This window comes from candidate division WOR-3 bacterium, assembly GCA_016867815.1.
Classification (GTDB): Bacteria; Hydrothermota; Tepidihabitantia; order Tepidihabitantales; family Tepidihabitantaceae; genus UBA2258.
Window position 1 is genome coordinate 1 of record VGIR01000035.1, and the last position, 13,037, is coordinate 13,037.

The window sequence follows — 13,037 nt, forward strand, 5'->3', positions numbered from 1 at the left end:
TTTCATCACCCGCACACGCAGCACATCCAAAGCCGCCGGCGATAGACGCCGAGTATCGTCTTCTCTCATTACTCACAGTATACACCAAACCGACTCCCATGTCAAACATTTTATGCTCTGATTAGTATGTCAGGCAGAAGGTCGAGCGCGGCCTGAGAGACGTCGAGGAAGGCCGCGTGCTCACCCAGGATGAGGTCGAACAGCGGATGGCCCGGTGGCTGTCAGTGTAGGATGGACCGAAACCGCCTGGCTTGACCTTGCAGAGGTCGCCGACTACATAGCCCGCGATTCGCGGTACTATGCGGCGGCTTTCGTCGCAGAGGTCCGCAGCGCTGCCCGATCTCTCGCAACACTCGCCAATCGTGGTGGGTCGTGCCGGAACTCAATGACCCTAGCGTGCGTGAGATATTCGTCAGCCGCTACCGGCTCATCTACCAGGTCACGGCAGATTCGGTGGCCGTGATAGCGTTCATCCATGGCGCTCGTGACTTGCTCGCGCTCTGGCAGCAAGAGCGCCGCTGACCTGTCCTCCGGGTAGACCCAAGCGCCCAACACGCAGCTAGCCCTGCCCGCGTCCGCAACTCTGCATTCTGGTTTCTGCACTCTGACTTCTGCTCTGTCCTGACTCTTCGCGTCTTGATGTCTTGGTGGTAAGGCTCCGCTCCGGCTCCCCTACCTCTGCATTCTGGCTTCTGACTTCTGGATTCTGAATTCATCTGCTTCGCTTGCCCGTGTCCTCCACTTGGCCACTAGACCACTTGACCACTCTCTGCGCTCGCACTTGACCCGCCACAGCCCGTCGCTACCATTGTCGCAGCAACGGGAGGACATCGTGCTGCAGCAACCCACACGCCCCTCACAGAGCGGCCTTCCGGCCGTAGAGCGGCAGTTTGTTGACCGTGAGGAGCCCCTCGCCATCTTCCAAACTGTGCTCAAAGAGCCACAGACCAAACCTATCGTCCTCGTCTTTCACGGTGGGGCCGGCACGGGCAAGTCCAGGCTGCGCAGGGAACTGGCAAAGCTAGCGGACAGTAGACAGAATACAGCCGACAGGGGCGGAGCAACCGCCACGCTGGACTTCGATGTCCCCGTTCACCGCCAACCTGATGCTGCGCTGCTTCACCTGCGCACGTCCATCGGTACGCCGGGGGGCACGGCCGGGCGCGAAAGCGGGGACAGTCCCTCGGAGCGCGAGGACGCGCGGTACAGTCCCCGTTTTCGCGGTACAGTCCCCGTGATGTTCCCGAGCTTCGACATTGCCTATGCCGTCCTCTGGCAGAAAGCCCATCCGGACACGGCGCTAAGGAGTGAGGAGGGAGGAGAGAGGAGGGAGGAGGCACAGATCCAGAATGACGAACGAGGAATCCTGGAACCGAACTCGCTCATTGCCCGACTTCTGGACGACTCCGGCAAGCTTCCGACTATCGGTCTGATTCCCAAGATCTCGAAGCTCCTTGCCGCCTCACTGGAATCCTCGAATCCTCGAACCCTTGAATCCTTCCTCATCGACTGGTGGCAGCGCAGAGGCGAACGCGAGCTCGAGGACCTGCCGCAGATGGAGCCCGCGGCCATCGTGGAGCAACTGCCTAGGCTCTGGGCGTCCGACATGAAGGATGCCCTGCGGGCAGAGAGTAGGGAATCGGGAGTCGGGAGTAGTCCGCCTGGAAACGACTCCCCACTCTCCACTCCCCACTCCCTCCGCATGGTTCTATTCGTAGACTCCTACGAGAAGCTGTGGGGAATCGGAGACGAAGGACGAAGGTCGACGGACGAGGTACAGAAGACCGACGCCTGGGTACGGGAGTTGGTGAAGCAGTTGCCTGAGGTCCTGTGGGTGATATCAGGCAGGCAGAAGTTGCGCTGGGAGGAAGCAGAGAAGGAATGGGCCGGTGTTCTGAACCAGCACGAGCTCGGCCCGCTGCCCGAGCAATCGGCCCGGCAGTTCCTGAGTGGGTGTGGCATCACCGATGAGCCGATACAGGATGCAATCGCCAAGGGCAGCCAGGGACTGCCACATTACCTGAACCTGGCCGTGGATACATTTCAGGAGATAGAACAGTCCGGGCAGCGCGCGGCAAGCACAGGCTCAAGCCCAAGCTCAAGCCAGGCGGGCACAGAGGAAAGTGCGAAGTCCGAACGCCGAGCGCCGAGTTTGAGAATGGAAAGTCCAGAAGAGCTGTTTACGCAGTTCATCCGGCACTTGGACCAGCCGGAGATAGCGACCCTCGAAGTCCTGTCGGCATCCCGCTACTGGAACTACGGATTGTTTGAACACCTTCTCACCGAGTATCAGACCGGGTATCCGCTGGAATCATACGACGACCTGAGCCGGTTCTCGTTTGTCGGCGAGGGTGCCGCGCCCGAGACCCGGACGATGCACGACTTGATGCGTGAGGCGCTGCAGGAGCACCAGGCGCCGGAGTTGCGCAAGCGCGTGCACCTGTTCCTGCACGAGTACTACGCGAAGCAGCTTGAGGGTCTGGACGTCAAGGGCATCACCGAGAAGGACAAGGCGGCCCTCACCGAGGCCTTCTACCATGGGAGGCAGGCCAAGAGCGCCGAGGAACTCTGGTCCTGGCTCAAGGCCGCACGTGACGTTTTCACCAAAGCCGGTCAGCACCGACTGCTCACACCGCTCTTACGAGAGATGGTCCAGGCGCTGGAGAACGAACTTGGACGGAATCACGCAGACACCGCGACTGCACTCTGGTACCTCGCATGGAATCTTGAGGGCTTTGGGCATGGTGATGAAGCAGAGCCACTGTTGCGCCGAGCCTTGGCGACGCTTGAGAAAGAGCTGGGGCAAGGGCATCCGCTCGTGCTACAGTGCCTGCATGAGTTTGGAAATCTGCTCATAAACTGGGCGCGCTACGACGAAGCCGAGGTCCTCTTCCGGCGCGCCGTCGGAGTGTACGACAAAAACCCGGACAAGTCCGTGGATGCCGGAATGCGCGCGCTCGTGGACTTGGCTGATGTTCTGTGGCGGAAAGGCCAGTCTGCCGAGTCCGAGGTGCAGTTTCGTCGGGCACTGGCGACCGCCGAGGATGACAGAAGACCGGATTCCTGGTGGCTTGTCACTACCTTGGGAGGCCTCGCTTGTACGCTTCGCGACCAACGCCGCAATGCCGAGGCCGAACCATTACTCCGCCGCGCGCTGGCGATAGCGGAGAATGTTCGCAGTGCCGACCGATACCCGGTGGGGACGACCGCGGGGCACTTGGCGTGGGTGCTACATGACCTCGGCCGATATGCAGAATGTGTGCCGCTCCGTCAGCTGAGCTGCAAGATCAAAGAAGAGATTCTGGGAGCGGACCATTGGATGACGGCGGTAAGTGTGAGCAACCTTGGTGGTGCCCTGCTCAGGCTGGGTCGGTATGCCGAGGCTGAGGCGCGGTTCCGGCGAGCTCTGGCAGCGCATGACAAGTGGATGGGATTTGACCATCCCGACACCATCCGGATGACCGTGAATCTGGCCAGCGCACTGACGAGGCAGGGCAACTACGGAGAGGCCGAGCCGATTATCCTGAACGCAATCGCAACCTGTGAGAAGAAGCTCGGTCCGGACAATCCGGTGACTGCATCTGCTCTCTTCTGGGCCGGCATCATATACAGTGACCAGGGGCGATACGCCGAAGCCGAGGGTTTTCTGCGCCGCGCCCTGGACATCCAGACCACAAAACGCGGTCACGAGCACCCGAATACACTGGCCTATATTGACGCGCTGGCGTCGCTGGATGACCTGCGAGGCAAACACGCCGAGGCAGAATCGCTCTATCGGGACGTGCTGGAGAAGCGAACGCGAGCCCTGGGCTCGGAGCATCCCGACGTCGCCGAGACCGCAGACAACCTCGCCGGGCTCTGCTTTCGCGACGGTCGCTATGCAGAAGCCGAGGCCCTCTACCGCCGTGCGCTGACCGTTCGAGAGAAGGTGTTCGGTCCGGAAAGCCCTTTCGTGGCAGGGACACTCGACGGTCTGGCCAAGGTCTGCGAACAGACCAACCGGGCTGCCGAGGCGCAGGAACTTTCCGCCCGCGCCAAAGCAATCCGCGACAAAGCCGCGGCGGCAGCTCAAGCGCAAGCCCCAAGCGAGAAGACAGCAGGTAGCAGTCAGTAGACAGTAGACAGGGCTAGGCCCAGACGATCCAGAATTCAGAAACCAGAATTCAGAACTGCGGAATCGGGCGATGGCTGACGTCTGGTCGCATGCAGCTGAAGGTACGCTGTACTTGGCTGCGGACTAGCCGCCCAGGGCCTCGATGTCGGCGAGGTCTTTCGTGCGACCGATGGCGCGCTTGTTCCGGATGAACTCTCTCTTCCCCAGGTAGCGCACCCGCAGGTCGCCGTATCTGCCAGACCTGCTCCCGGCCGCTGCCTCTTTCCAGGACACGCCGGTCAGCGAAGTCACGAGGTCGATTCGCACCGGAGCCACGCCCAGTTGCACGACCTTGCCGGCCTCCTTGAAGTCATCCGCAGTCACCCCGACTGAGGCAAATCCGAACTCGGCTAGCGCCGCCACAATGCGGCGGCCGTTCCGGACTCCGGACCGGACCAGGACGTCCAAGTCGCCGGTAAAACGCGGTGCGCCGTGGAAGGCCAGGGCATAGGCCCCGACCACGACGTATTCAACCTTGTGGGCGTTGAATAACTCTAGCAGATCTCTGAAGTCTGGCTGAACGTCCAATGTGCGTCCTTCGCAGGTGCTCGACCGCGGCGACCCGCTCATCTGGATTCCGGGAGCGCCAGTAGACAAGGTTCACCCGGACCTCGGAGCAGCCGCCGAGTTTCTCCCGCTTGACAACCTTCTGTATCGACCGCGTAGAGCGGGCGTTGAGGCTCATGCGGTATCATTCTACAGGCACAGGAGCGGAAGACAAGGGCGCGGACCTGGGAATCCGAAAGGCCGTCTGCATACCGGCCGGGCGGCCGAGGCGCAGGAACTCTCCGCCCGCGCCGCGCGCATCCGCGCGCAGGCTGCTGGTGAGAAGGCACTAGACAGCAGACAATAGACGGCAGACAGTCAGCAGTAGCACGGCCAAGCGTAGGCCACGCAGTCAGGCCGATGCCGTGGAATCATGACAATCCGCAATTGAACCCCGGTCCGGAAACGAACGCTGTTGCGGCGGCTGTTGCAGACGCTGGGGCGAGAGCTGGAGCGATGCCTGTTCATCAGCCTGCTGCGGACGCTGGAGCGGACGTCGCTGCGGCGGCTGGAGCGAGAACTGTTGCAGACGGAGGAGCAGTTGCTGTTGCGGTACGTGGGCCGGGTACAGGTCAGGGCGAAGTTGATGGGGCTGGAGGATGTGCGGTTGCAGATGGATGAGCGGACGCCGGCGCGAGGCCTGGTCTTTGGCCCGGAGCAAGGCAAAAAGCAGACGCCAGACCTTGGGCCGAAGCAGCGGCTGTTGCAGTTAGAGGAGCGAGAGCCGCACCGGGGGCTGCATCTCCCCCAATGGTCCAGGGGACAGGACTTGAGAGCAGACGAAGTCAGAAGTCAGAGGTCAGAAGCTGGAAGTCAGAAGTACGGAACCGACGGAAGGAGAATGACTTAACGGCGACTATGAACGAAGAATGACAGACGAATGAACGAGGGCTGTTACGTTTTGGGGTTATGGTTTCACCAATACCGATGATGCACGATGAACACACGGTTTCCGTGATGCGCACGCATACTACTGGTAGTGGTGGAGCCGGATCCTAGCCACAATCCTGCCGTGGAGTGGTCTGCCCACGGGCTGCCTGGGGGGCTGCCTCCGCCGATGCAGCGCCCGATGCTTCACGCCATGCAACAATCGGTGTTTGTTCGTGAGAATCGACGTGAGCAACGAACCAGGCAACAACCGGAGCAACGACTTGAGCGACTTCGCGAGCAACGCGCGGTGCAGCGACGAATGGAGCCTAGGATTGAGGTCGAGGTTCAGGTCGAGATAAGGCGGACGACACAACTGCCGACGCAGCGCGTTACCCGACGCATGGTTCTTCTACTGGTTCTTCCCGCCGAACTTCGCAGCGTGCTTCGCACGACGCATCTGCGGCTTCACTGCGGGCCTCAAGCGCCGATCAGGCGAGAGATGGAAGCTGGAAACCGAGACCCGACAGTCCAGAGTCCGGCAACCGGAGTCGAGAGTCCAGAATGGGAGAACCGGGCACTCGGGCTGTCACGGAAGCTGGATGCCGGAGACTTGCAGCCCCAGGTCTTCCCTTGGTCATCGACGTCCATCCGCCGCGATTCCATCTTCTGACCGACGGGGTGCGCGGCCCCGTCGCTGTGGCCCGACCGCGCCGCATCGGCGCCGCGCCTGGCGCTTGACTTCACCTGAAGTGGCCATAGGATGAGGCGAGTGACATTCTCTATCCCGTTGCGCGCGACCTCGGTACCGACGCGTGCGCTGGAGGCCATCACCGGCCGGCCCAGCCGGTCAATCAACGGCCGGAGCGTAGTCGAGCCGGGCGAGCGTCTGCGCAGCCCGGGCAATCCGCTGCTGCCCGGACTTGGCTTCTGCGACCCGCACGCCCGGATAGCGCCGGACGGCCGCATCCTGGTCTACGCCACCCACGACTTCGCTCCGAAAAACCCGGACTACGAGATGCACGACTGGTGGATCTGGTCCACCCGCGACCTCGCGGAATGGACGTTTGAGGGAGCGCTCCGGCCCGAGGAGACCGCCATCGGCAGAGCCATGCACTCGTGCTGGGCAACCGACGCGCTGCTGGCCGAAGGCCAATGCTGGTGGTATCTGTCAGACGGCCCGGACCGCATCCGGGTGCTGCACGGCGCCGGTCCCACCGGGCCGTGGCGCGACGGCGGAGAAAGACCGCTGGTGGACGAAGGTCTGGTGTCGTCCGGCGCTCGCGACCCGCACGTCTTCACCGATGACGACGGTTCGGAGTGGCTGGTGTTCGGAACCTGGGACTTCTACCTCGCCCGCCTGGCCCGAGACCGCGTCTCTTTCGCCGCGCCGCCGCAGCGCATCACAATCCGCAACCCGCAGGGACCATACGGCCCGGGCCGGACCGATGACAAGCCGTCGCTGCATCGGCACGGCGCGTGTTATCACCTGACCTGGGGTTGCTTCGCGGCCCTGTCGCGCAGGCTTGCCGGCCCCTATGACTCCGACGGCAGCTTCTTCGACCGGGAACTCTCGGAGCAGCCGTTTGCCGGCTCCGAGCAGTTCTTCATGGACCGGCACGGTTCGTTCTTCGTCCATGATGGCCGCTGGTACTTCATCGGCAATGACTTCAGCCGCCCGGGCGCTACGCCGCACTTTCGCGACAGCGTCATCGTGCCGATCGAGTATCGCCCCGAAGGCCGTATCGCGCCTGCCCGGGTCGCCCGCAACTGGCGCTGACGACGACAAAGCGGCCAAGGCCGCTTGTCTATCTGGCTTGCGCCTGGAACTTCCTGCGATCCTGCTTGCAGAGGAGCTGGATGACCTGCCGGCCGGTGAGCGCGGCCAAAACCGTGCCGGTGAACGGCGCGGTCCACTGACCTGCCATCCAGAGCCCCGCGAGTCCCGGCAGCTTCCGCAGCGGGTTGTCACGCATGTTCTCCGGCGTGATGTACCAGCCGTCGGGCGAGCCCTGCCAGTTGCCGGTGTAGCGGACATAGGTGTGCGGGGTCGCCACGTCGATAACCTCGACCTGCTGCTTGAACCCTGGCCAGCGCTTGTCGAGTATGGCGATGGTCGCGTCGGCGATGCGCTGCTTCTCCGCCTCGTACCGCGGCCGGTCTGCGGCGAGTCTCTCCCACCAGCCATGGTCGCTCGCGTACCAGACCTCGACCGCAGACTTGCCCGCAGGCGCCATGGTCGGGTCGAATGAGTGGTGGATGACCGAAAGCCACGCTTGTTCTTTGCCTGCCACCGTAATCGGTTCATCGAGCCGGAAGCAGACGCGCGCGGGCTCTTTGGTCATGTCTCGCGCCACGCCCAGGCAGACCTGCACGACCGGCAGGACCGGGGTCCATCTATCGTACGTCGCGCGGATTCGTCCATCGATGTATCGCCCGCCGAGCAGGTCGAAGATGAGCGTGTGGCCGTCTCCGGCCCAGATGGTCTCGTCGGCCCGCAGCTCGCTGCCGTCAGCGAGTTTCACGCCGGCAACCCGGTCGTTCTCAACCAGCACACCCGTGACCCGCGTCTTGAGCCGCAGTTCGCCGCCCAGCTTCTTGAACCGCTCGGCAATCGTGAGCGCCACCTGCTGCGACCCGCCGATCGGCACGCCCGCCTCCGAGACCCCGCTCTTGAGGAAACCGGCGAGCCCGACCATCGGGAAACGATGCATCGGCCAGCCCGGTCCGTCAATGAACATCCGCACGGCCTCGCGCAGGAACGGATCAGTGAACTTCGCGGCGAACTCCTGTACGGTCTGCTTCCCGTAGCGGCGGAACGTCCCGAGCAAGGGGAGTATCTTCAGGAACATGCCTGCCCCGGTCAGCGGGCCGATGAGCTCCGGGGCGTCGAGCGACGCCGCGCCCATCATTCCCGGCCCTCCGACCAGTCGCGCGAACTCACGGGAGAGCTCGGCATCGGCCGGTGAGTGCGCGACCATCTGCTCTTCCAGAAGCGCCGGGTCGGTGCTGTATGACAGCTTCTTGTCGCCGCTCTCGACCGTGCACATCTCGTCGTGGTAGTGGAACCGGCGGTTCTCCATCACGCCCAGCTCCTGCCACATTCGGTAGAACGGACCGGACTTCGAGCCGGTCAGCATGTGCATGCTGATGTCGAACTTGTATCCCTTGCGCGTCCACGCAGTGCAGAGCCCGCCCGGGATGTTGTGCATTTCGAGGATCGTGGCCTTGTACCCGTTCATCCGGGCGTAGCAGCCGGCAGAAAGCCCGGCCATCCCGGCCCCGACGATGACTACGGGTCTCTCCGACATGGTACTCCTCTCAGAAACTTGCGGACGTCGCTCTGACGGGCTGCCAGCATAGCCGACGCCGGGCCCGAATCAAGCGCCGGAAGAACAGGATATGGCCGAGGCCGGTGCCGGCTGGAGACGTAGTGTCAAGCCCACGACCGCCTAGTGGAACAGCGCGAAGCCGTACACCTCGTCCACGTCCGAGCCGCCTTCGAGCACCCGGTACCCGACGGCCGCATCGCTCCGTCGCGGCTCGCCAGTTCCTGGCGGTGACCACTGCGCTGCCGCAGCCTCGAACTACTGCTTGACCAGCCGGGACAACAGCAAGAGGCGTCCTTCCGCGGTCAGTCGGAGCGTGTACACGCCGCCCGACAGACAGGACAGATTGAACCCGGCGCGGTCGCGGGCAGAGACAACCCGCCGACCCGCCGCGTCAAAGATGTCAACCTGGAAGCTCCGCGGAAGGTGCCCTTGAAGTTCCACGAATGTGAAAGCGGGGTTCGGGGCCACTCGAACGCCTAGGCTGGCAGCGCTGCCGAACCGGCAGTCCACGCCGGCGCTGGAGCTGAAGCACGGAATCCGGGATGAGAACTTGCACTCGCCTACCCAGAGCCTGCCGCCGATGGCCAGCAAGGAGGCCGGCCAGAACAGCCGGTCGATGCCGATGGCCGGGCGGTAGCCTGTCCGGTCCTCCTGTCCCAGTGTGATGACCGACGCGGTGTCCCCTGCCTGGTTGACGTCGCCCCAGAGGAAGACAGCGCTGCCGCAGGTGTTCGCTATCGCCAGCGCTCCGTCGAACGTGATGGCGCTGCGGGGCAGGTTCAGTTGCAGACCCGGGCCGGACGTGACGGTCTTGAAAGGCACCAACTCGCCGCGCCTGATGTCCTCAACGCGGTAGACGTGGACTTCGGGAGCCGGATTGGATTTGACCGCGATGAGATACTCGCCGTCGCTGTGCAGGTGGCCGTACTCGACGCCGGGGCTGTCAATCGTGTATAGCGGGTCGGCGGACAGGGACGCCGGGATACCGACCCAGATGTAGAGCCTGCCGTTCTTGTCGGCAAGGTAGAGGAAACTTGAGTCGAGCGCGACGCCCTGCAGGTCGCTGAACATGGCGCTGCCGATGCTGTCGTTGAAGATGCGCGACGGCGGCTGGTCAAGCCGGCCGGCATCCAGCCACACCGAGACCTGACGCCGCGCGGCCATCGCGAAGCGGTTCGCGTACAGCGCGTTGTCCCAGACCTGCAGGTTGTTCGGTTGCAGCGATATGCGCTGGTCCGGGTGTATGCCGGACGAGGTCGGGATCGTGTTCCATATGCAGATTGTCCGATCGAAGTCCGACGTGGCAATCAGCCTCGTTCCGTCCGAGGCCAGCACCGGGTTCTGCACATACCCGATCGAATCGAGCGTATTGGCGTAGATACTGCTCGCACCCAGGGCCCAGTCCGGCAGTGTGGCCGGGCCGGCCGGCATGCTGTCGAACACCAGCAGGTCGTTCCCGTTGTAGTTGGTCACGTAGAGCCGGCCCTTGATGACAAGCACGTCGGGGCCGTCGCCATTCTTGTACATTGACGGGGTCAGCACGATGTCCGGGTCCTGGCCGGAGCCGGTCGGCATCGCATTCCAGACGTAGATGGAATTGATCCCGCCGGCCACCAGTCCGCCCGTCGCCGTCTTCACGCCCTTGACCCACTCGTCCCGGTAGAAGTCGTACGGCTGGTCCAGCGTATCCGGGTACGAGTTCCAGAAGAACGTGCCTGGTCGGTTGTTCACGCGGGCGTTGTGGTCGCCCACGAAGAAATAGGTCTCGCCATCGGTAGAGATGTTGCGCGGGGTGCCGAACTCGGTCAACACGATCGTGTAGTCGGGCAGCTGGTTGTCGACCACCGGGAACGAATTCCAGAAGAGCAGCGCCGACCCCTGGGTCGCGACCGCGGCCAGCCTGCTGCCGTCGGTCCACACGCCCCAGGGCCAGGCATACGGCATCGACCCGCGTGGCGGGATTGAGGGCAGGTCGATGGCGACGTCTGCCGGCTGTCCACTCGCGGTCGGGAAGGAATCCCACAACAGGATTCGGTCGTTGTCCGTGTCGGCGATCGCCAGGCGCCCGTTCTCGCCGACCGACGCGTTGCCGGCCCAGTTGAGCTGGTGCTTGCCCGTGCCCGGATTGTTTGAGATGAAGTCCGGCTGCCCGAGCACAATGTCGGGCGGAGCGTTCCAGAACAAAGGCGGCTGGTTCCAGACCAAGACTCGGTTATTGAACCGATCACATACCAGCAGGCGAGTGCCGTCGGTCGCGATTCCGGACGGATGGTTGTAGAAGAAGGGTCCGCCGGTGTTGTTGAAGTCGACGCCCGAGAGCATCAGGCTGGCGTCCTGGCCGGTCTCGAACCACGCGGCGGCCGTTCCGCTCAGCAATGCGAGCAAGACAACGCAGACGGGCTTGGCAACGCTCACGACCACGATTCTAGCTGCCGGAAGCGCCCTCAGTCAAGGCGGAAAAGAGGGGCGGCTTGCGCCGCCCCTTGCATCTCAGGCTTGGGACACGATCCAAAACCTCGGAGGTTTCGGTCATGTCCCGCGCGTGCTGTTTCAGCACGTAGGTGTTGTGCCTCTTCCGGCCACGGGTCTGCTCGCCGCCGTGCCGCGATGGCAGGCCAGGTGCTTCACCATTATGAGGCAGAGATTGCCCGATCCCCACAGGTCATTCTCCTCGAGTGGCTGGAAACCCATGTGCTCGTAGAACCCGCGGGTGTGCTCGTATTCGGCGCAGGGCCGCGAAGGGTCGAGTGTCTTGACCTCGAAGAGCTCGTACCCGCGTTCGACAATAAGCTTCTCGGCAAGTTCAACCAGCGCGCGGCCGATTCCCTTGGCGTGGAATTCGGGCCGCAGAGCCATGCAGTGGATTTCGGCCGTGACCGGGGTGCGTCGATCCAGAGTGATGAAGCCGACGACCTGACCGAACTTGTCGGCGACGTACGTTTCCATTGTCTCAGCCGATTTCGCGTATTCGACAATCGCCTCCTCGATGCCGAACCACCCCGGCAGCGACCGCATGACCTGCTCGCACGCGTGCCCTTCTCCTATCGCCATCCTGCGAATCAGCACCGCGCTGTCCATCTTGACTTGCCATGATAGCGCTGGTTCGCGCGTCGTCAAGCTACCGAAAGCGATGGTGGCGGCCGAAGCCGCCCCTCCTGCTGGTTTGGACTCGCGCTAGTTCAGCACGTAGATTTCGTGCTTCTCGCTGATAGGGGCTGACGTCAGGTATAGTGAATGGTTCGCCGCCGAACAAACGCCACGGGTCAGAGCCGCAGGATCACGCCCGCGACCGCGTAGTGGAACAACGCGAAGCCATAGATCTCATCCGCGTCCGTGCCGCCTTCGAGGAGCCGGTACCCGACGCGCGCGACTACCCGCTCACCGAAGTTGACCCTCAGGGCCGCCGTCACGTCCTCAGCCCGTCCCTGGGGCACGCCGAGCGCATCACCGTCCAGCACCAGCCCGAACCTGTCGCTGAGTGACCAGTTGGCGCGGAAGCTGATAATCGGTACGAACCCGGTGTTCTTCTTGCTTGCCCAGGGCAACCGCACCCACATGTAGCTGAGGCGGATTTCCGCGTCCCTGATCTTCGCGGTCAGCCCCAGGTCCAGACTGAACCGATGAGTGCGTACAAATCCGTACCGGTATGTGAGTCGGTAGGAGTCAAACCGATATGGCGCCTTCATGTCGTCGCCATGGGCCTGGAAAAGCGTGCCAGCGAAGAACACGTCCCGGTCCAACGTCCCGCGGGACTCGACCCGCAACGGTGCAACCATGACGCTGACCCAGTGCCGGTCACCAAAGGTCTTGCTCACCCTCACCCGATAGGCGAACGCGGTCTGCGCCTTGAGGTCCCTGGTCAGCGAGAAGAGCGTCCCGGTGTTGCCGGGAATCCGCACATCGTTGTAGCCGCTGAACACCGGCCCGGCCTCGACGTCCACGTACCAGTCGGCAACCGCCGGCGCGACGAACGCCAGCACCAACAGACAGGATAGTCTTTTCAACATCTCCCTCCTCATTGCTTCAACAGTTTGCCTCACTTGCCGGCCAAGTCAACCGGCCGACGATGACGTGGGGCTGCCCATTTGACACGCCGCCCACCCTTGGCGCGGGTTTCTTGTCCCTGGTTCGCGGTCTGC

General features: G+C 63.2%; 9 protein-coding genes. 4 read left to right on the forward strand and 5 right to left on the reverse strand.

All coding sequences use genetic code 11. The annotated features are described in order from the left end of the window. The first annotated feature begins 928 nt into the window (after positions 1 to 928). Positions 929 to 4,114, forward strand: a complete 3,186-nt coding sequence (locus FJY68_06890) for a tetratricopeptide repeat protein (protein MBM3331564.1) — start codon at positions 929 to 931, stop codon at positions 4,112 to 4,114. A gap of 123 nt (positions 4,115 to 4,237) precedes the next feature. On the opposite strand, the gene FJY68_06895 is transcribed toward FJY68_06890, so the two are convergent. Then, on the reverse strand, positions 4,238 to 4,681 hold the full coding sequence (locus FJY68_06895) for a hypothetical protein (GenBank protein ID MBM3331565.1): 444 nt from the start codon (positions 4,679 to 4,681) through the stop codon (positions 4,238 to 4,240). Between the two features lie 433 nt (positions 4,682 to 5,114). Here FJY68_06895 and FJY68_06900 point away from each other — a divergent pair, with 433 nt between their 5' ends. The 3 genes from FJY68_06900 (at position 5,115) to FJY68_06910 (ending at position 7,346) form a co-directional block, all read left to right on the forward strand. Then, positions 5,115 to 5,549 (forward strand): hypothetical protein, encoded by a 435-nt coding sequence (locus tag FJY68_06900; protein MBM3331566.1) that lies wholly within the window; start codon positions 5,115 to 5,117, stop codon positions 5,547 to 5,549. 339 nt (positions 5,550 to 5,888) lie between these two features. Continuing rightward, positions 5,889 to 6,239: a hypothetical protein gene (locus FJY68_06905; protein MBM3331567.1), complete on the forward strand. Its 351-nt coding sequence runs from the start codon at positions 5,889 to 5,891 to the stop codon at positions 6,237 to 6,239. 90 nt (positions 6,240 to 6,329) lie between these two features. After that, positions 6,330 to 7,346, forward strand: a complete 1,017-nt coding sequence (locus FJY68_06910) for a hypothetical protein (protein MBM3331568.1) — start codon at positions 6,330 to 6,332, stop codon at positions 7,344 to 7,346. A gap of 28 nt (positions 7,347 to 7,374) precedes the next feature. On the opposite strand, the gene FJY68_06915 is transcribed toward FJY68_06910, so the two are convergent. The 4 genes from FJY68_06915 to FJY68_06930 all read right to left on the reverse strand — a co-directional run bounded on the left by FJY68_06915 (position 7,375) and on the right by FJY68_06930 (position 12,905). Further along, entirely contained in the window at positions 7,375 to 8,877 is a 1,503-nt protein-coding gene (locus FJY68_06915) for an NAD(P)/FAD-dependent oxidoreductase (protein ID MBM3331569.1), read from the reverse strand. A gap of 276 nt (positions 8,878 to 9,153) precedes the next feature. After that, entirely contained in the window at positions 9,154 to 11,313 is a 2,160-nt protein-coding gene (locus tag FJY68_06920) for a T9SS type A sorting domain-containing protein (GenBank protein ID MBM3331570.1), read from the reverse strand. Between the two features lie 135 nt (positions 11,314 to 11,448). After that, entirely contained in the window at positions 11,449 to 11,976 is a 528-nt protein-coding gene (locus FJY68_06925; GenBank protein ID MBM3331571.1) for a GNAT family N-acetyltransferase, read from the reverse strand. 185 nt (positions 11,977 to 12,161) lie between these two features. Next, positions 12,162 to 12,905, reverse strand: a complete 744-nt coding sequence (locus tag FJY68_06930; protein ID MBM3331572.1) for a hypothetical protein — start codon at positions 12,903 to 12,905, stop codon at positions 12,162 to 12,164. Between the last annotated feature and the right edge of the window lie 132 nt (positions 12,906 to 13,037).